Raw genomic sequence first — 19489 nt, 5'->3', positions numbered from 1 at the left:
ATCTCCTACTTTTCATTATTAAATCTGATTACTTGATTATCAAAGTCCACTTCACATGGCACGCCAAATGGAACTATACATCTTGGTAGAGCGTGACCAACGTTGAAGTTATATAAAATACTTAAGTTACTATCTATCTCTTCAACTAAAATTTGTTTATACTCTTCATAATATTTTTCGTCTTGTGGCTTACCAATAATAACGCCATTAACTTCATCAAAAATTCCCGTAGATTTTAATGTCTTTATCATCTTCCTATAAAGTTTTGGATCTGGTTTGTTTTCACTTGTCTCTAAAAGTAAAATCTTATTCTTCCAATCTTTGGCACTTGGAAATAAATTATATTTATTTGCCAAGTCAAAGGCCTCCTTAAAGTCCTCACTAATTATTTGATATATTGTGTCGATACATCCACCAAGAATCTCTCCAGAAAATTTTCCACTTCCCTGTAATAATTCATACCCATTATTTTTATGCGATGGTCTTTTAGTCCCCACTGCCATCTTAGAAAAGTCTGTTCTTTCGTCATACCAAATATCACTTGGCCTAATTTCACTAATAGTCCCGGTCTTCACAAGCTCTTTGAAATAGCTTTTTGAATATGGTAGCATTTCATTATCTATCTCAGCCACTTCTGTTAGGAAGGCCTGTCCATAAAAAGTTTTTATACCAAGTTTATGAAGCATAAGATGATTTACTGTGGTGTCGGAAAAACCTAAAAATATCTTTTGACTTACAACATTTTTCAATTCATCATTTTTAAATAGATATGGTAGTAGTCTATAGGTATCTTCTCCACCAATAGCACAAAGAATCATATCAATGGAGTCGTCTTTAAATGCGTTCAATAAATCCTCCGCCCTCTTTGAAGGATTTTTATCAAGATAGTCTAAACCCTTTAAAGAGTTTTCCATAAACTTAACTTCAATACCCATATCATTTAATCTCTTTTTTCCAATTTCAACTTGGTGTGCTGCTAAGTCCTCTCCAAGAATTCCTGAAGATAGACTTACAACTCCTATTTTTTTAACTTTCATATTGCCTTCCTTATATAATGTATTTAGGTTGTTAAAGGTAACCTATAACCCTTTTTCGACTAAGTATTATTCAGTTTTACTGTATAATATTGTTATTAGATAGAGTGTACTCGTCACTTCCTTGAGATTTAATCTCGTACTTGAAAGAGTGAGTCCTCTAATCTTTTAACTGTTTACGTATAAGTTAGATGTTGACTGATTCTCAGTACTTTGTATCTCCTATAAGTTTGAATACTTTTCTTGAATCTGTTTATAGGAAAAACTATGCTTCTAAGAAGATTAATGAGCTTTTTAAAAAGGCTTCTTCTTTTGGTATTAATTTCTGCCTGGACTCATTTAGTCTTCAAATCAAAATGCTTATAGAGCAAATTTCTTTTATTCAAAATCAGGTTTCTGATGTTGAGAATGAAATTGAGGTTTTACTTGAAAAACTTATTTCTCCAATTACTACTATTCCAGGTATCGGTTCTGTTAATGCAGCTATTATATTAGGTGAAATTGGTGATATTAAAAGATTTTCTAATCCTTCAAAACTTGTTGCTTACGCAGGTATTGATTCAAGTATATCACAATCAGGTGAGTACGAATCTACTTATAATCATATAACTAAAAGAGGATCTCCATACCTTAGACGTGGTTTGTTTCAATCTGCTCTTTGAAAGGAAAACATCATCTAGTTGCTACTAATGCTATTGATAGAAAGCTTATTCATACTATTTTTGCTGTTCTTACTAAGAATGAACCTTATCAAGTGCAGAGTTAGTTTTTGCTTAACTGCTTACTAAATTTTGAGAAAGCTTCTGTAAATGGCAAGCAATGCTCGGGTGTAGCCTTTACCATTTACAGATTCTTTTGAAAAAAATTACAATTTCATGAGCAAAAAAACTTATGAACACAATATTTAAAATTTATTAAATATTAGGTCTTTCTGTTGTGCCTATTTTTATTCATTTTTCATCTATATCAATTCCTATATTTTTTTATTTCACCTCTTGACTTTTAATAGTTAGTCTTTCTTGTTGTTTTAGGTGGATGCCGCTCATTCTTTTGTAAGTGTGGACAAAATGCTTGCCATCGTAACCATGGATATGGGTACCAACAAGACCATTAGCAACAATCTTCCCTGAATATTAATTAACTACAGGTTCATTTTTGGAAAATCCAACAATAATACTGTCTTACACCTCATAAAATAATCTTCAAGCACGATATCTTTCTAAAATAAGATAATTAGCCTTATAAAACATAAAACCTCTGTAATTTCAATAAGACTAAGTCTTTTTCATATATGATGCCCCAAATTTGTGCTTAAATATATAGAAATTAAAGGCAGGTTGATAAAATAACCACCTGCCTATCTTAGATAAATATATTCTTAAATTCTTACTTTTATAACCATCAAATCGCTATCCTCAAGAGCCTTAAGAGCATGGATTTCATTAGGATCCATTGTGATTATATCACCTGGGATTATTATCTGGTTTCCGTTCTCTCCCTTAAAATCTACCTTGCCCTTATAAATTACAACTACTACACTTTTATCTGACTTGTGACTTGGTATTTCTTCGCCCTTTTTGATTTGTAGGTGGGTTATTTGTAAATTATCCTCATCCACCAAATGCTCAAATTTGCCGTCTAAAATATTCGCACTTATTTTTTTCATATTTTCTCTCCTTGTTGATGACCATTACCATAAAAAAATGGTATACAATAAATTTTTACAAACACAATTTATCTCAGCTTTTTTACAATTTTCTTTAACTCAGGCAAGACCTCCTCTCTAAAAAAAGGATTTTTTGCTATCCACCTGTTGTTTAGAGGACTTGGGTGGGCTATTGGGAAATATTCTGGCAAAAATTCTTTGTAAGATTTTACTGTTTCAGTTAAATTTTTCTTAAATTTATCCTTTAAATAAAACTTTTGAGCATAGGCTCCTATCAAAATGGTTAACTTTATATCCTTCAATTCATTTAATAATAGTGGATGGTATTCTTTTGCAATAAAAGATCTAGGACCCTTGTCGCCCGATTTTCCCTTTCCAGGATAATAAAAATCCATTGGAATTATAGAAAAATCTTCACTATGGAGGACGTCTTCCGATATACCCAACCATTTGACAAGATTTTCCCCACTCTTATCATTAAATAAAATACCAGTTTCTTCAACCTTTTCCCCAGGAGCTTGCCCAATTATCAAAATTTTTGATTTTGGATTTAGCTGGAATATTGGGTTAATTCCTCTATTTGTGTAGATTTCATTTCTGCGATCTTCTCTTAATTTTTTAATAATGAGTTTTTCTTTCATAATTTTGCCATCACTTTCATTAGAATTAGAACCTAACCAAGCTTTAAGACAAGTAACAATTTTCGTAAAAAATCTATTCTTAATCTAGTAAAACTTTCAACCTACATAATATTATTACCCATTTTTGTCTTGACTCTCATCATGAATTGCATAATCTACTATCATTCCTTGTGATGTTAGATTTTCTTTTATAAATCTTTCAATTAGGTTTTTATTTTCACTTAAAGATAATTTTTTTGCTAGTCCTATTATGAATTGTCTTGATAGTTTTGCATTAGAATTTTTTCTACCATTTCTACTTTATTCCATAAGGTCGACCTATCATTAAATTCTTTTGGTATATGATCAGGCAATATTATATTTTTTACTAATACTTTTTCTTTTCTTGTATAGTCGTAGGTTACTCCGTCCTATTCATATTTTATTTTTTCTCCATTTATATATGCTGCATTTTTTCCTTTTCCTCTTGATATTATGTTTACTGAAAAATGAAAACTGTCTACTATTTTTATCACTTTCTTTCTATTTAATATTCTTCCAATACTTTTTTACAGTTTTATATAAAAACCATGCAAGCACTATGGTAATCAGTCCTGTCATAACTCTTTGCCAAACTGGTTCTCCAGTTCCAAAAATAGTATATACTCCAGTTGTAGCTATTGAAACAACGTATAGCAATCCTAAGAATGTCATAATTAAAGTTCTTAAAACCTTTGGAACCTTTTTGCTTGAACTAAGTTCTACGACAAATAGCACTCCATAAAGTATTGCAAATTGAATAGCATATTTTAAAAACTTACTTAACATTATCTTATCTGCCATATCTCCTCCTTAGTTGATTTTATTTTTTCAATCTAAACACATATAGTTCATTATCTTCTTTTTTAAATCCTATCTTCTTAAACATCTTCTGGCTTTGGGCATTAAATGAATATATTTTTGCATATACTCTGTTAAATCCTTTTTCTTTTGCAAGTTCAATCATATCAAAAACACATTTTCTACCAATATGTTTGTTTTGATAGTCCCTGCATATGACAATAGATATCTCTCCATCATCACAAAGTGTAATATCTCCCACAAGTATCTTTTCAAATTCAATATAAAAACAATCTCCGTGAGTATCTAAGTAACTATACATTCTATTTAGTTTTTCAATTGTATAGGGCTCCTCAACATTATAAACCTGTTTTACCAAATCTTTATCTTGATACCAATCTATTGCAACCATTTCATTTTTATAAAATGGAATTAATTTTATTTTTTCATCGACTATTCGAACTTTCATAAACACCTCTTTATTACACTAAATTTTACTATTAATATACTTACATTTCAAATTCATTTTAACTTTCTTTTGTATATAGAGATATAATTGATATAATGATATTAGTTTAATGAAAGAGATGAGAGAGTTGATAGAAAAAATAAAAAAAATTTCACCAGCAATGGTGTTTATAATTTTATTTGGAATAGTTTCACTATTTTCAGATATGACCCACGAAGGGGCTTCCAGTATTAGAGGTGCATACTTGTCCTTACTTGGTGCCTCCCCAGGTACCATCGGTTTTATTTCGGGACTTGGCGAGCTTATTGGATACTCAATGAGATATGTCTTTGGAAGAATTACCGACAGAACTCACAAGTACTGGACAATGACAATTTTCGGTTATATTTTAGATATCTTGGCTGTTCCTGCCCTGGCCCTTGTGGGAGAACACGGTTGGATTGCAGCGTCAATTCTACTTGTGATTCAAAGGATGGGTAAGGCAATAAAAAAACCTGCCAAGGATACAATTATGTCCTTTGCCGCTTCGGGAGAGGGAGTTGGAAAGAGCTTTGGAATACAAGAATTGCTTGATCAAATCGGTGCCTTTCTCGGCCCAGTGCTTCTCTATGTTGTAATGCTTTTTAAAACTGACGGCAGCACCTTTGAAATTTATAAAACCTGTTTTGCCTTTCTTTTAATCCCTGGACTAATTACAATTATTATGCTCTTTATAACTAAATATAAATTTCCTAACCCTGAACACTTTGAACCTGAGCCTAAGGAGTACATTCCATTTAAATTAAAGGACAAGTTCATTTACTACATCATAGGTATAAGTTTATTTGCCTTCGGATTTATAGATTATGCTCTAATTGTAATGCATATTTCAAAGACCTTTGGCGCCCTTGGACAAGGAGTTGTAACTTCGTCTTTAATAAACAGCGAAACAATTCCCCTTTTATATGCGGGAGCAATGTTTGTTGACGCAGTTGCTGCAATGGTGTTTGGATACATGTACGACAAAAATGGTATAAAGGCATTGGTGTTATCCACAATTATTTCCGCTCCTTTTGGGGTTTTCATTTTTACAAAGACCACCACAGCTTCCATTTTTATAGGCCTTGCCCTTTGGGGTGTTGGCATGGGCGCTCAGGAGTCCATATTAAAGGCGGCGGTAACTTCCATCGTTCCAAAGCAAAGTCGCGCCACCGGTTATGGAATATTTGAATGTTCCTTTGGTATGTTTTGGTTTTTAGGAAGCTTTCTTATGGGCGTGCTATATGAAGTAAATATTCCATTGATGGTTTTTGTTTCAATTATTGCACAGCTTCTTGCAATCCCATTTTATTTAAAATCTTCTAAGAAATAGCAAGAAAAAGACAGGCATTATACCTGTCTTTTAAATTTATTTTATCTTTTCAATAACTCTATACTTACTTTCAAATCCTTCTGATGTTCCTGTGAATGAAGAATCTTCTTTTGCCATTTCTGACATTTTGTCCAACACTTCTTTGAACTGTGGTAACTTGTCAGTCTTTCTATCTATTTCATCAATTCCCTTGTCTTTGAATTCCATAAGCTTTTCACTAAACAAATTCATGTTGGTGTTTAATAACTTACTTCCATCTTCAAGTTTAGTTGCTCCTGTTGATAGAGCGCCTATTCCATCATCAAGTTGCTTTATACCATTTCTTAAAGGTGTTAGACCTTGGGAATTAACTTTTGTCAAATCTCCAAGCATTTGAGATTTCTCTTTGAATTGGTTTAGTCCTCCTGAAAGTTCCCCTGCACCTTTGTTTAATACTTCAGAGTTTTTATCTAATTCTTTTATTGCATCTGCAAAAGCTTCTACGCCCTTAACATTTTCTACTGTTCCTGCTGCAAGTTTAGTTGAACCCTCTTTTAAACTTCCTGTAGCTTCATCAAGCTTTGTAAGTGAGTCTGATAAATTTAATAATTTTGCTGGATCAACTTCTCCTTCAATCTTTTTAATTCCTTGGTTTATTGAAAGATTTAATTCATCAGCGCCACTACTTAACCTTGCTGAGCCTTCTTCAAGTTTATGAAGACCCTCTGGTAGCTGTGACAATCCATTATTTAAATTTGCTGAACCTTCTGCAAGTTTTGTAGTTGCTTCTTTTAACTCACCAAGACCTGCAAGAGCTCCTATATTTTCTTCCATGCCTTTTAGTACTGAAAGTTGATTTCCTACATTTTGAGTTGATGTACCAATATTTTGTGCATTTGCTCCAATGTTTTGGGTAGTTTCGCTTAAATTATTTATTACAGCATAAATTTGTGCAGCTTGTTCACTTTCGCCATTTGCTTCCAAGGTAGCCGCAACTTGTGAAAGTGCTCCAATGGAGTTTTTAATTCCTTGAATATTTCCTCCAATTGCACTTGCATTTGAAGCAATGTTTCCCAAGTCATCTGACACATTTATATTTTTAAGTCCTGACATATCTGGAATGGATAAGTTTGAGACCTTACTATTTAACTCTTGAATTCCATTATTTAATTCTGTGCTTCCTGCATAAAGTTTTTCAGAGCTATTTACAGCTTCATTTAGTCCACCGTTTAGACTCTTTGCTCCATTAGAAATACTTGAAATTCCATTTTGAAGTTCACTAACCTTTGCTACAACAGAATCTTTTTCCCCTTCTAAATTTCCAAGTTTTTCTGATCCTTCTCTTAGTTGACCTGTGGCAGTTTTTAATTTTCCAAGTCCTTCATCAAGTTTTTCTGATCCTTCTTTAAGTTGTGTTGCACCACCAACTAACTTTGGAGTGTTTTCATTTAATTTTGAAACACCTTCAGTGTATTTATTTATTCCAGAAGCTAAGGAATTAGAGCCATCTGCCATTTGATTTATAACTCCTGGCAAATACTTAACTTGATTTAACGCATCGCCAAGTTTGTTTTCCAAAACCCCAGTCTTGTCATAAAGTTCCTTTGAACCACTTTTAAGTTTTGTTGCACCACTGGATAATTCATTAATTCCTCCACTTAACTTGTCTGTTGCGTCGGTAAGTTTTTTTGATGCATCTACAAGCTTTGCAGAGTTATCTTCAAGCTGTTGAAGTCCATCCCTAAGTTTTCCAATTGAGTCCATTTTAACATCTTCTTGGAATAGCTCGTTGGAAATTACAACATATGATTCAATAGGCACATAGTCCTTAATATCCATTTCCATTTCAGCACTGTCTTTGAACTCTTCCATTTGCTTTTCTTCTAAAATATCTTTAAAATTATCTTTAAGTCCTGGTGTAAGAATTGTTGTTACAATTTGATTTTTTCCATCTTTTATAACCTTAGAGTTCTTTGCTACTATATTTGTAGCATTTTCTTCACCAAATGTCATTGCACTCATAACAACATATGGTGCATATATCTTTTTATTTTGTCCCTCTATCTTTTCATTCTTGAAATTGTTGTTCTTTGCAGTAACCACTATTTTTAGTCTTCCAGACTTACCTTCAAGGTCTTTGTTACTTATTTTCTTTCCGTCAAGATAGTATTCAATTTCAACATCAACTGGAGCATCTTTATCTGTCACTCCTTGATAATAAACATCTTTTTTATCCTTATTCCAGTTTATATATCCATTTTTATCTTCTATCTTTTCATCAGTTTTTAAATCCTTTATATCTTTTAAATCGGTCTTGTCCTTACCATTAATATTTTCATCGGAATTTAACCAAACTGATACCAATTTTTCCTTAACTTTATTGTCTTCTTTTATTACATAAACTGTTTCACTTTTATTTATAGTGCTTTGGGCAGCAAAGCTTGTGTTTGCAATTGCAAGTGAGGATGCAAGAGCAATAGCTATAGCCCTTTGTAAATTCTTATTCATTTTTTCCTCCTCTTAAACCTTTTGTCGTATTTTTAATAAATGGAAATACTACTGAAAGCACAGCGGGCAATAGAAAAATAATTACTGCCATACTTATGATTGCACCTCTTGCAAGGAAGGTACAAATTGTTGATACTATTTCCATCTTTGAATATAGTCCTACACCTATTGTGGCTGCCATAAAGGACAACGCCGATGTAACTATGGACTTTGAAGTTTCCTTTGTTGCAAGTTTTAATGATCCATCAACGTCATTTGACTTTTTATATTCATGCACAAATCTGTCTGTTAACAAAATTGAATAGTCTATTGTCGAACCAAGTTGTATAACCCCTATAATTATGGAAGTTATAAATGGTATTGTCTGTCCCAAATAGAATGGAATTCCCATATTGATTTGAATTGCCAGTTCTATTGCAGCAATTAATATTATTGGAAGTGCTAATGACTTAAACACAAATACCAGGATTAGAAAAACCACAGCTATTGATACGATATTTACTCTCTTGAAGTCGGAGTTTGAAATAACTGTAAGGTCATCTGTTAAAACTGCTTCTCCTGTTAAGTATCCTTCGTCATCATATTTATTTATAATCTCTCTCATCTCTTTTATCTGACTTCTAACTTCCTCTGAAGCTGTTTGGTATTTGGAATTTACCATTAGCATTTTATAGCCATCTTTTGCAAAGTTTTCTTGTAACTTTTTAGGCAATAGCTCATCAGGAAGCGCCGCTCCTGTCATTGTATTTGTACTTATAACGGAATTTATTCCCTTAACTTCTTCAAGTTCATCTATCATCTTGTTAATAGAAGTATTTGAAACTTCGTCTTTAACTATGATGAAGTGAGTTGTTGCCATATCATAATCCTTTTTCATTTTTTTAAGTGCAACTATAGAATCCAAGTTTTGAGGCAAAGACCTATCTAAGTTGTAATACACTTTTGTATTTATGGATCCATATATGGCAGGAATAAATAAAATTAAAAACACAAGTGAAATGACTCTTTTATGTCTAATATTAAATTCTGAAAGCTTGTCAAAGGACGGTAATAGAACTCTGTGGTTATATTTACTTACAGCTTTGTCAGTAAGTAAAAGCATTGGTGGAAGTACTGTTACAGTTGAAATAAGTCCAATTAATACTCCCTTACTCATTACAAGACCAATGTCTTTACCAAGGCCAAGTTCCATCAAAATCAATACAATAAACCCTGCAAATGTTGTTAAGGAAGAAGCGAACAGGGATGAAATAGTATTTTGAATTGCCCTTTCCATTGCTTCAGTAATAGTTTCCCTTTTCTTTTTTTCTTCAACAAACCTGTGATATAAAAATATGGAATAGTCCATTGTCACTGCAAGTTGAAGTGTTGCCGCAATTGCCTTGGTTATATAGGAAATATTTCCAAGAAATATATTGGTACCAAAGTTATAAACTACTGCATATCCTATTGTGAGCACAAACAGAAATGGTATAACTGTAGATTCGTTTGTAAGTGATAACACAATAAGAGCAAGTACTACTGCAAGCGCCACATATATAGGTGTCTCTTTATCAATTACATCCTTCGTATCCTTTACTAAAGATGAAATACCACTTAGATACATTGGACTTGAATCAAGTTCTCTTATCTTTTCAATTGCAGACATTGTTACAAAAGATGATGCAGAATTTTTAAACTTTACCAACATCAAGGTGCTATCCTCAGAATAAAATACATCTTTAATTTCTTTTGGTAAAAAATCTTTTGGTAAACTTTCTCCTACAATAGAAGATTTTGAAATTACATCATCAACGCCGTCTATCTTTAAAATCTCTTCTCTTAACTTTTCTGCATCCTGGTCCGAACCCTCTAAAATCAGCATCCCAGTTGCAGCATTATTAAAGTTCTCATCAAGTATCTTTTGACCTTCTGTAGATTTTAAATCTGAAGGCAAATAAGTTAGAATGTCATAATTAACTTCAGTATTCTTATAACCTATAAAAGAAGGTATAAGAAGCAAAGTCATTATAAATAAAACTAACTTTGGGTGATGAGAAACAAATCTTGAAAATTTCTTCATATTCTCACCTTATCTAAAAATTTTCTCTACTATTCTAAATAGTACAGATTTCATTTCGTCTACATTAAGCAGCGAACCTTCCATCATGGAGGACTTGCATGTTGAAATAACTATGTGCATAGTTAGAGATAAAATATATAACTGCTCCGCTTCAGTATGCTTTTCAGAAAAAAGCTCTTGATACTTACTCAATATAAATTTAAGAGCAGTGTCAGCATCTTTAAATCTTTCATCATTTTCAACCTTGGAATATAAAACCCAGTTTAAATTTTTTGAAATAAGTTCAAGTTCCATTGGGTTTTTTGACATGTAATCTATGATGTAGCCAATAAATGAGTTATATCTTTCAGTAGCGCTACTTCCTTTGCAAGATCTCTCTGCATCATATAGCACATCAACCATTACATCTGTGACAATCTTTTCTTCAAGGTCCTTCTTGTCTTTAAAATAAAGATAAAAAGTTCCAAGACCAAGCTTTGTGCTTCGCATAATATCCCTAATGGAAGTCTTTTCAATTCCCTTTTCTTCAAATAATTTTATTGTTTCTTCCATTATTCTCTTTTCTTTTTCTTTTTTATTTTTATTTGTCTTTAGCATAATCCTCCACCTAATTGAACACTGTTCATTTTCGACAAGAATAATAATAACACTAAAATGAACATTGTTCAATACCTTTTATAAAATTTTATCATTTATTTTTTTATATGTAATTTCCTATTATGTTCAGAGATTGAAATCTCAACAATATTTTTGAAATATTTTCACAAAAAAATAAGGGGTATCCCCCTTATTCATAATCTATAAAGCCATTTTATAAATTTCCAATACATCCTTTTCTTCTAAACGAACAAATCCAGCTATCTCTGGCTTTTCTCTATTTGCCATACAGTTCTTCGCCATTACTTTAACATCTTCTTCATTAAATCCTTCTTCACTTAGGCTTTTTGGAATACCAATTGATATGAAGAAGTTTCTTAATTCTTCAATTGCACTCTTTGCATCTTCTTTGAAAGAATTTCCTTTTTTTAAATCAAAAACATTGTATCCAAACTCTGCAATCTTTTCTTCCGTTTCGTCATTTAAGCAATACTCCAACCAATATGGTGTAAGTATGGCAAGTCCCACACCATGGGTAATGTCTTTAAGTGCAGATAGCTCGTGTTCCATAGGATGAACTGACCATGCGGTAGACTTTCCTGAGTCAAGTAGTCCATTTATTGCCCAGCTTCCTGCCCACATTAAGTTTGCTCTTGCTTCATAATTTTCCGGATCTTTAATTGCAATTGGTCCATATTTTATACAGGTTTTTAAAACCCCTTCTGCAAATCTATCTTGTAAGTAAGCTCCGTCCTTTAATGAAAAATAATTCTCCATTGTGTGACTCATAATATCCGCTGTACCTGCTGCTGTGTGATGCTTGTCAACGGAGAAAGTTACTTCAGGATTCATAACTGCAAACTTAGGTAATACATATTCACTTCCCCAGCCAAGCTTTTGTCCAGTCTCTTCATTAGTTATAACTGAAGCCACGTCCATTTCTGAGCCAGTTGCAGAAAGAGTTAGAACTGATCCAAGGGGCACTGCGTCAATGGGGTCGTGTTTTCCAATAACTATATCCCATGGATCACAGTCTGCTTTTGCTCCTGCTGCCACAAGTTTTGCTGTGTCAATTGTAGAGCCACCACCTACTGCAAGGATAAAGTCAATATTATTTTTCTTTGCCAAATCCACACCTTCACGACATTTGTCAATTCTTGGATTTGGAACTATACCTGAAAGTTCATAATATGAAATGTTTGCATCTTCTAAAATTTTTACAATCTTATCATATAGGCCAATCTTCTTTATACTTCCCTTTCCATAAACAAGTAACACCTTGTTGCCATATTTCTTAATCTCTTCAGGAAGCTCTCCAAGCTTGTCCTTACCAAATAAAATTTTTGTAGCAATATTAAAATTAAAATCTTTCATTTTATCTCCCCCTATCCTAAATTAATATACCCAGTTTGATTTACTTGATACTATCTTTCTACTTTTTATAAAATTTATCAAAATCCTTAACCATCATCATAATTCTATTTCTATCCTCTTCAAGAAGTTTTCTTCCCTCGTCGGTTATGGTGTAAAACTTACCACTCCCCTCCGCATTTGCCCTCTCAATAATATCTTCTTGTAAAAACTGTGCCAACAGTGCATAGAGAGTTCCCGGGGCAAGGTTTATTCTTCCATTTGTAATTTCACTAACCCACGAAGTTATTTCAGAACCATTTCTCCTTTCACAAAGGGCAAGTAAAGTATAGTACATGGGCTCTGTTAGAGTTTGAAACTTATTCCTTGCCATTTACATCACCTAAAAATTTATAAATCTCTTCTTCAATTTCAGGATTATTAAGCTCACCCTCTACAACTAATATGACTCTGTCCTTTAAAATGGCGTATCTATTTCCTTCAGAAAGTTTGTAAGTTTTGCCATAATCATACTCTTTTGAAATATCTTTTACATATTCCCCGAAGTATGGATGGTTTTTAGCATTTTTTATAATCCTCTTGTAAAGATTATTTGAAGTGGTTTCGTCTTTTGAAATAGTTCTTTCAACACTTAACTCATCATTTGAATAAATTTTGTGTTCAGTTAAAAACATTCCCTTACTAAGCTTCGTAACTTCATATCCGTTGCTAACTTCAGTATTTTTATTCCCAGGCATTTTATTTGCAATACTATAATTCATAAAGTAGTTTATACCAAAGATAGCAATGACGATTAAAGCAAAAATTTTCTTTTTTGAAGCTGTGCTAATATTCATAGTCTTAATCTTCTTTCTGAAAAGAAACACCAAAATCCACATCAAAACAAAAGGTGTCCATAATAGCAAAGTATTTTTTAATCCTATGGTTGGATTGACATCAACAAATTGTAAAGTTATGCCTACTATTATCAAAATCAAACTTGTCATTATAAGATATACAAAGAATTTTGAAAAACTAAGCCTACTGAACTTCAAATCCTTAGTATGACTTACATCTTTGTTTCTTCTATAGAATACAGAATAGTCCACAAGGGACAGCAAGTCGAAAATCAATATTAAAAGTATAGACGGTGCAAGTACCATACTATAATTGGAATAATAAAACTCTTCAGATAAAAAGTTTGCAAAGGTGAAGAAATGTAAAAGTAATAGCACTACAGACAAAATGGCAGTTGAAATGATTTCTCTTTTAACAGATGTTCTTAAAATTTTTAGCTCTTCCACATCATCATTGTATAAACTTTTATCTTTTGCTTTAGTTTTATACAAGTTCATATTGTAAGATTTAAAGATAAAGTCATATCCATATCCCTTTGCCATTTCATTTAGGTCATCAAGCTCCTGTTTTGAAAATGCATTGTACTTGTCTTCGTTATTTGAAATAACAAATTTATAATCCACATCCTTTGGCTCAGTCTTTTTAAAGAAGTTCATAAAGGAAAATTTTATTTTTTCTATTTCATAACCCTTCTTCGCCATTTCTTTATACCAATTTTCAAAGAGTCCAAAGTTTGCATAGGTTAAAAATCTAAATCGTAACATAATCACCCTCCTTAGTATCGACTATCGATACTTAAATTATATATCGATAGTCGATACTCGTCAATAAAAAAAGATTAGACCCTCGCCTAATCTCTTATAATATGTTTTCTAATTTCATCCGATAACTTTTTATTATTATGATTATCCAGATACTCCAAATAATTTTTAGTATTCTTTACATCAATTCTATCAAAAGCAACTAATAAATCTTTTATGGCTTCTGCTCCATAATTTTTATATATCTCATAGAATATTAAAGTTCCTAAACTATGAACTTCTTTTGGTCTTTTTTTACCCAGTTCATTTAATATAAGTTTTTTATTACCAACTTCATCCCTATGATATTCTATAAATTCTTCAATATCTCTTTTTTCACAGTTTAGAACAAATAAGTATGCGGACCATTCCGCTATCGTTTCATTTAACCAGTCCTCCCAAGAATTTACATTTGCACCTTTCGCATAGCTATGGGCAAGTTCATGGGCAAGTCCCTTAAATGATGAACTCGATTCAAAGTCATCATAATCTTTGTCTGAAGTTATTACAACAAGATTTTTTCTCTTATATGCAGAATCTTCCCAAATTTCATTGTAAGGTAAAATAACCATGTCTTCTTTATTAGAAGTTTTTCTACCATAAAGATCTTCCAGATATTTTCTTGTCAAATTGTGATTTTTAAAAATATATTCTACATATGGCCTTTGAAATTCCTCATAGTATATTTTAAGATATTCACTTTCTTTTATCTTATAAAAATCTCTATTTAAAAGGATTATATTACAGTCATTAACTGTAGGGTTTTTATAATATATTTTCCAATCTTTTTCTATTTCTTCAAACTCTCCCTTGACAAGTTCATAATTTTTATCTGTTTTTATACTTACATCAAAGTTTGTCTCTGCATCAAATCCTATTGGATACCATCCGTTATAAAATGAAAAGTGAATAATTTTTTCTTCAAAATACCTATAATAACCTGACAACTTTCCTCTATACTTAATTATTAAATTGCCTTCCTTATCCTTTGGTAAAGTTACAGTATATTTAAGCATCTCAGGCAGAAATTCCATTTTATAATCTTCTTTATTAAATTCTAAATTCTTATCATTTAATAAAATTTTTTCTATATTGAAAGACTGTGCCAAAGCAAAACAATAATTATTTTTTTCTTTTAAATATTTAGATATATCAATTTCACAATCTACAATTATCTCCTTTGAAACAGAATCAAATTCCACACTTAGTTTCATATTATCTCCCCATTTTTACCATGTGCAAAGTCCCGTCTTTTCCTGGAACTTCCAAAGATTTCTTAAAATAAATCCATCTTCGTAATACTTTTCAATTGGTACAGTGTACTCTCCGTCTTCGTTATTCCAAATTCTATTATAATAATTTTGAAATTCTTTGTAAATCCTTCCGTCCTTTGGAAGAATCATTTCCACATCCGTTTCAAGGTTATAATTTTGAATATTTCTTCTTGTGAAGTTGGCGCTTCCTAAAACAGCCCTTGCATCTTCCTTGGAAAAGTCAAAGAATGCAAGCTTTGTGTGGAACTGCTCTCCATGGGTCTCGTACCATCTAACATTAATATCTGGATTTTTATCCACCAACTCACTAAGTGCGGGCCTATTTGGACTTCCATTTTTTTCAATTCCAAAGGCGTCCTTATTTAAATCCGCAATTATATTTACTTCAACGCCACGTTTAGAAGCTTCTTCAAGGTCATTTAATAATTTTCTGTCTGCAATATAAAAAATTGCGATATTTATTTTGTCGCCCTTTTGTGTTTTAGAAATATTTTCCCTAAGTGCGTTATAAATCTTTCCTTCAGTTATAACTCTTAAATTTACGTCAGATTTTTCTCCAGATTCTACCTTAAAGCTCATTATATTCGGATAGTCTTTTTTAACAAGACCAAGCTCTGACTTTATTAGATCCTCCATTGCCTTTCCATAAAAACTAATGGCAACATTGGAGTGGTTTGAACTTGGGTCGTGAGGGTTTGAAGATGAAACAATTGCCCTTTGGTCAGTAACTAATACCTTTCTATGATTGGCTTTAAAATTTAAAAGCCTTAGGAATGACCTTACGGAAATCTTTGGACCATTTGGGTCAAATAGATTTCTTATTCTGCCACCTTCAGGAGAACCCATCCAATTTAAATAAAATTTGTAAAATCCAGAGTAAAGTGGATTTGAATCCCTAATTTGTTTTTGATTTGTTATGGTCACATCAATGTCATTTTCCATTAATTTTTTTATATTTTTTTGAGTGTATGCACCATAAAAATTGTTAAGTTCGTCAGTTATAAACACTATATCCATATCAGGATTTTCTTTTTTCTTTTCAATTAGTGCATCGGTCATTTCTTCAACCTGGTTGGCAAAAGTCATCTTTTTTCTATCATATTCATCATTATATAAAAACAAATCAAGAACAATAAAGTCCTTCGCTTCCTCAATTGCTTCCATTTGTTTTTCGAAAATTACACTTTCCTTTTTTATTTCGTCGTCTTTTATATATCTTAAATCATATAAAAATTCCACATCTTCTGCTGCGTAAAATTCTCCTGCCATGTTTGATTTATCGTAGCTTTTCGACATCAAACTATATATAAATGGCACAATCAAAAGCACCAATACGACTACTATAATAATCTTCTTTTTCACTTTAACCCCTCCGAGTTTTCATTTTATTTAATACATAGTATTTTTAATTTATGTATCTATTATAACATTAATTCTTGCTTATCGAGCACTTAGCTCCCTATTGATTTAATAAGCTATATAAAATTAAAGTTTATAAGCATAATAGACTCATATTATAAACCTAAGTGCTTGAAGTTCTCGATAAATTTACTTCCTTAGCTTTTTCATTTATAATAACAAAAAGGGGGATTAAAATGAGAAAAATCGAAGATTTAAACAATCTTATAGGAAACACTCCTATGATTCAAATAGATTTCACATATAAGGGAAAAGTTAAAAAGATATTTGCAAAGGCAGAATACTTCAATCTTTCTGGAAGTGTAAAGGATAGAATGGCCTATCATGTACTTAGACTTGCCTATGAAAAGGGCGACATTAAACCTGGTGACACAATAGTTGAAGCAACCAGCGGTAATACTGGAATTGCCTTTTGTGCAATGGGTGCATATTTAAATCATCCTGTTGTAATATTTATGCCAGACTGGATGAGTGACGAGCGTAAAAAACTTATTCGAAGCTTCGGAGCTAAGATAGTAGATGTTTCGAAAGAAGAAGGTGGGTTTACTGGTTCAATCGAAATGGCAGAGGAAATGGCAAAGTCTGATGGTGTTTTTCTTCCACGGCAATTTGAAAACGAAGACAATGCCACTGGACAGTACATTAGCCTTGGTAGAGAAATTGTAGATAATTTAAAGTCAATTGGTCTTGTAGCTGACGGCTTTGTGGCAGGGGTTGGTACAGGTGGTACCGTAATGGGCGCGGGCAAGGCGATTAGAGAAGCAAACCCAAATGCAAAAGTATTTCCATTAGAGCCTTTAGAATCCCCTACCCTTGAAACTGGTGGTAAAAAAATTGGAAGTCATAGAATTGCAGGAATTAGCGATGAATTTATTCCTGATTTATGTAAGTTAGATGAGCTTGACGATATAATTTCTGCATCAGACGGAGATTCCATACTTATGGCTCAAAAGCTTGCTAAGTCTGGACTTGGTGTTGGAATTTCTTCGGGAGCAAACTTTATAGGCGCAATTAAAGCCATGGAAAAAGGCTGTGACGTAGTTGCAACTGTGTTCCCAGATGACAATAAAAAATATTTGTCAACAGCCTTAATGGAGGAAGAACCTGTTAAGGATCATTATTTATCAAAAGATGTAGAAATATTGGGATTCAAAGTAATTAGATAAATGTTTTTATTTTTTTGAAACTGGACAAAATTTTTGTACAGAACCCTTTTGGTTAAAATAAAAAAATAATCAAGTTCTTTATTAAAATTCTATTATGTCATATAATATTAACATAGTCATTAAATCACCTTTTATTATTTTAGGTCTGAACAACTCTACTTTAATACTTGGTGATTTTTTGTTTAATCATTTTAGGTATAAAAAATTTGATGTTTTTTCATAAAGACACTTCTACCAATTAAATTTATAGAATTTTAAAGGGAGCGAATGGAATAATTCCAGTTCACTCCCTCTTTAACTATAAATATTTTTTTAATTCTTCTGCCTTGTCTACTTCTTCCCATGGGAAGCCTTCGTCTTCTCGACCGAAGTGTCCATAGCTTGCAGTCTTTTTATAAATTGGTCTTCTTAAGTTTAGATTTTCTATTATTGCTGCAGGTCTTGTATCAAAGTTATCTCTAATTATTTCTGCTAATTTTTCGTCGGATACTTTTCCTGTTTCAAAACTATCCACAAATATAGATACTGGTTTCGCAACTCCTATTGCATACGCAAGTCCAACTTCAACTTTTTCGCATAGCCCTGATGCAACAAGGTTTTTTGCAATATATCTTGCCATATAAGCTCCAGATCTATCTACCTTTGTTGGGTCTTTTCCTGAGAATGCTCCACCACCATGTTTTGAAAATCCACCATAGGTGTCGACGATAATCTTTCTTCCTGTTAGTCCTGCATCGCCCATAGGTCCACCGATTTCAAATCTTCCTGTTGGATTGATATAAAATTTTGTGTTTTCATCTATAAGTTCTTGTGGAATTGTCTTTAAAATTAATTTTTCTTTGATGTCTTTTCTTAAATCCTCTGTTGTTACATTTGGATCGTGTTGTGATGATACTACAACTGCATCAACTCTAATTGGCTTTCCATTTTCATATTCCACTGTAACTTGTGACTTTCCATCTGGTCTTAAATAGTCTAAGACTTTATCTTTTCTAAGTTTTGTAAGATTTTTGCAAAGCTTATGTGAAAGTGAAAGTGGAAGTGGTATTAATTCTTTTGTTTCGTTGCAAGCGTAACCAAATACCATTCCTTGGTCTCCTGCTCCAATCCTATCGAATCTGTCTTCATCTCCATCTTTTGCTTCCATTGAGTTATCAACTCCAAGGGCAATATCCTTTGACTGTTCGTTTATTGATGTAAAAACCGCACATGTGTCGCAGTCGAAGCCATACTTTCCTCTGTCATAACCTATCTCTCTAACGGTTTCTCTAACTATCGCAGGTATGTCTACATAGGTGTCTGTTGAAATTTCTCCAGCTACCACTACTGCTCCTGTAGTTGTCAAAGTTTCACAAGCAACTCGCGCGTTTTCATCTTTTTCTAATATTGAATCCAGAATTGCATCTGATATTTGATCGCAGATCTTATCAGGATGACCTTCTGTTACAGATTCTGATGTAAATAATTTTTTTGTCATTTTTCCTCCTTCATAAAAA

General features: G+C 32.3%; 17 protein-coding genes and 1 pseudogene. 3 read left to right on the top strand and 15 right to left on the bottom strand.

Annotated elements, in window-relative coordinates:
- Window positions 1-5: 5 nt before the first annotated feature.
- Window positions 6-1037: a S66 family peptidase gene (locus tag BN2746_RS05950; protein WP_055078873.1), complete on the bottom strand. Its 1032-nt coding sequence runs from the start codon at window positions 1035-1037 to the stop codon at window positions 6-8.
- A 188-nt stretch (window positions 1038-1225) separates the two neighbouring features.
- Here BN2746_RS05950 and BN2746_RS05945 point away from each other — a divergent pair, with 188 nt between their 5' ends.
- A complete protein-coding gene (locus BN2746_RS05945; protein WP_231718331.1) occupies window positions 1226-1696 on the top strand; it encodes a transposase in 471 nt (156 codons plus the stop codon).
- Between the two features lie 716 nt (window positions 1697-2412).
- On the opposite strand, the gene BN2746_RS05940 is transcribed toward BN2746_RS05945, so the two are convergent.
- The 5 genes and pseudogenes from BN2746_RS05940 to BN2746_RS05925 all read right to left on the bottom strand — a co-directional run bounded on the left by BN2746_RS05940 (window position 2413) and on the right by BN2746_RS05925 (window position 4629).
- Window positions 2413-2700 carry a cupin domain-containing protein gene (locus BN2746_RS05940; protein WP_055078872.1) on the bottom strand — a complete coding sequence of 96 codons (288 nt, stop codon included), beginning with the start codon at window positions 2698-2700 and terminating at the stop codon, window positions 2413-2415.
- A gap of 68 nt (window positions 2701-2768) precedes the next feature.
- A complete protein-coding gene (locus tag BN2746_RS05935; RefSeq protein ID WP_055078871.1) occupies window positions 2769-3341 on the bottom strand; it encodes a uracil-DNA glycosylase family protein in 573 nt (190 codons plus the stop codon).
- A gap of 117 nt (window positions 3342-3458) precedes the next feature.
- A pseudogene (locus BN2746_RS08865) lies at window positions 3459-3847 on the bottom strand (MobA/MobL family protein); the annotation flags it as partial.
- A 16-nt stretch (window positions 3848-3863) separates the two neighbouring features.
- Window positions 3864-4163, bottom strand: coding sequence for a hypothetical protein (locus BN2746_RS05930; protein ID WP_055078870.1), 300 nt, complete (start codon window positions 4161-4163; stop codon window positions 3864-3866).
- Window positions 4164-4182: 19 nt separating this feature from the next.
- Window positions 4183-4629 carry a GNAT family N-acetyltransferase gene (locus tag BN2746_RS05925; RefSeq protein ID WP_055078869.1) on the bottom strand — a complete coding sequence of 149 codons (447 nt, stop codon included), beginning with the start codon at window positions 4627-4629 and terminating at the stop codon, window positions 4183-4185.
- Window positions 4630-4756: 127 nt separating this feature from the next.
- Between BN2746_RS05925 and BN2746_RS05920 the strand changes: the two genes are divergently transcribed.
- Window positions 4757-5980, top strand: coding sequence for an MFS transporter (locus BN2746_RS05920; RefSeq protein ID WP_231718330.1), 1224 nt, complete (start codon window positions 4757-4759; stop codon window positions 5978-5980).
- Between the two features lie 36 nt (window positions 5981-6016).
- Here BN2746_RS05920 and BN2746_RS05915 read toward each other — a convergent pair whose 3' ends face one another.
- The 8 genes from BN2746_RS05915 to BN2746_RS05880 form a co-directional block, all read right to left on the bottom strand.
- Complete coding sequence (locus BN2746_RS05915) at window positions 6017-8467, bottom strand: YhgE/Pip domain-containing protein (protein ID WP_055078868.1); 2451 nt, start codon at window positions 8465-8467, stop codon at window positions 6017-6019.
- Window positions 8460-10529, bottom strand: a complete 2070-nt coding sequence (locus tag BN2746_RS05910) for an efflux RND transporter permease subunit (RefSeq protein ID WP_055078867.1) — start codon at window positions 10527-10529, stop codon at window positions 8460-8462. The genes BN2746_RS05915 and BN2746_RS05910 overlap by 8 nt, the downstream gene beginning before the upstream one ends.
- Window positions 10530-10538: 9 nt before the next feature.
- Entirely contained in the window at window positions 10539-11126 is a 588-nt protein-coding gene (locus BN2746_RS05905) for a TetR/AcrR family transcriptional regulator (protein WP_055078866.1), read from the bottom strand.
- Window positions 11127-11327: 201 nt separating this feature from the next.
- Window positions 11328-12500 carry an iron-containing alcohol dehydrogenase gene (locus BN2746_RS05900; RefSeq protein ID WP_055078865.1) on the bottom strand — a complete coding sequence of 391 codons (1173 nt, stop codon included), beginning with the start codon at window positions 12498-12500 and terminating at the stop codon, window positions 11328-11330.
- Window positions 12501-12558: 58 nt separating this feature from the next.
- Entirely contained in the window at window positions 12559-12870 is a 312-nt protein-coding gene (locus BN2746_RS05895) for a PadR family transcriptional regulator (RefSeq protein ID WP_055078864.1), read from the bottom strand.
- Window positions 12857-14098, bottom strand: coding sequence for a DUF2812 domain-containing protein (locus tag BN2746_RS05890; RefSeq protein ID WP_055078863.1), 1242 nt, complete (start codon window positions 14096-14098; stop codon window positions 12857-12859). Before BN2746_RS05890 ends, BN2746_RS05895 begins: the two co-directional genes overlap by 14 nt.
- Window positions 14099-14184: 86 nt before the next feature.
- On the bottom strand, window positions 14185-15348 hold the full coding sequence (locus BN2746_RS05885) for a M1 aminopeptidase family protein (RefSeq protein WP_055078862.1): 1164 nt from the start codon (window positions 15346-15348) through the stop codon (window positions 14185-14187).
- A gap of 15 nt (window positions 15349-15363) precedes the next feature.
- A complete protein-coding gene (locus BN2746_RS05880) occupies window positions 15364-16770 on the bottom strand; it encodes a phospholipase D family protein (RefSeq protein WP_055078861.1) in 1407 nt (468 codons plus the stop codon).
- Between the two features lie 233 nt (window positions 16771-17003).
- Here BN2746_RS05880 and BN2746_RS05875 point away from each other — a divergent pair, with 233 nt between their 5' ends.
- Window positions 17004-17993, top strand: coding sequence for a PLP-dependent cysteine synthase family protein (locus BN2746_RS05875; RefSeq protein ID WP_197273090.1), 990 nt, complete (start codon window positions 17004-17006; stop codon window positions 17991-17993).
- A 298-nt stretch (window positions 17994-18291) separates the two neighbouring features.
- Here the strand turns inward: BN2746_RS05875 and metK are convergent, their stop codons facing one another.
- On the bottom strand, window positions 18292-19470 hold the full coding sequence (gene metK, locus BN2746_RS05870) for a methionine adenosyltransferase (protein ID WP_055078860.1): 1179 nt from the start codon (window positions 19468-19470) through the stop codon (window positions 18292-18294).
- Between the last annotated feature and the right edge of the window lie 19 nt (window positions 19471-19489).

Source organism: Lagierella massiliensis (assembly GCF_001407835.1).
In the GTDB taxonomy this organism is placed as follows: domain Bacteria; phylum Bacillota; class Clostridia; order Tissierellales; family Peptoniphilaceae; genus Mediannikoviicoccus; species Mediannikoviicoccus massiliensis.
Note: the sequence above shows the minus strand (reverse complement) of the source record. Positions and strands in the feature narration are given on the sequence as shown.

Coding starts and splice junctions, on each gene's coding strand:
- metK (WP_055078860.1), bottom strand. CDS start 19,470: ATGACAAAAAAATTATTTACATCAGAATCTGTAACAGAAGGTCATCCT.
- BN2746_RS05915 (WP_055078868.1), bottom strand. CDS start 8,467: ATGAATAAGAATTTACAAAGGGCTATAGCTATTGCTCTTGCATCCTCA.
- BN2746_RS05875 (WP_197273090.1), top strand. CDS start 17,004: ATGAGAAAAATCGAAGATTTAAACAATCTTATAGGAAACACTCCTATG.
- BN2746_RS05910 (WP_055078867.1), bottom strand. CDS start 10,529: ATGAAGAAATTTTCAAGATTTGTTTCTCATCACCCAAAGTTAGTTTTA.
- BN2746_RS05935 (WP_055078871.1), bottom strand. CDS start 3,341: ATGAAAGAAAAACTCATTATTAAAAAATTAAGAGAAGATCGCAGAAAT.
- BN2746_RS05895 (WP_055078864.1), bottom strand. CDS start 12,870: ATGGCAAGGAATAAGTTTCAAACTCTAACAGAGCCCATGTACTATACT.
- BN2746_RS05940 (WP_055078872.1), bottom strand. CDS start 2,700: ATGAAAAAAATAAGTGCGAATATTTTAGACGGCAAATTTGAGCATTTG.
- BN2746_RS05925 (WP_055078869.1), bottom strand. CDS start 4,629: ATGAAAGTTCGAATAGTCGATGAAAAAATAAAATTAATTCCATTTTAT.
- BN2746_RS05905 (WP_055078866.1), bottom strand. CDS start 11,126: ATGCTAAAGACAAATAAAAATAAAAAAGAAAAAGAAAAGAGAATAATG.
- BN2746_RS05890 (WP_055078863.1), bottom strand. CDS start 14,098: ATGTTACGATTTAGATTTTTAACCTATGCAAACTTTGGACTCTTTGAA.
- BN2746_RS05885 (WP_055078862.1), bottom strand. CDS start 15,348: ATGAAACTAAGTGTGGAATTTGATTCTGTTTCAAAGGAGATAATTGTA.
- BN2746_RS05930 (WP_055078870.1), bottom strand. CDS start 4,163: ATGGCAGATAAGATAATGTTAAGTAAGTTTTTAAAATATGCTATTCAA.
- BN2746_RS05900 (WP_055078865.1), bottom strand. CDS start 12,500: ATGAAAGATTTTAATTTTAATATTGCTACAAAAATTTTATTTGGTAAG.
- BN2746_RS05950 (WP_055078873.1), bottom strand. CDS start 1,037: ATGAAAGTTAAAAAAATAGGAGTTGTAAGTCTATCTTCAGGAATTCTT.
- BN2746_RS05945 (WP_231718331.1), top strand. CDS start 1,226: ATGTTGACTGATTCTCAGTACTTTGTATCTCCTATAAGTTTGAATACT.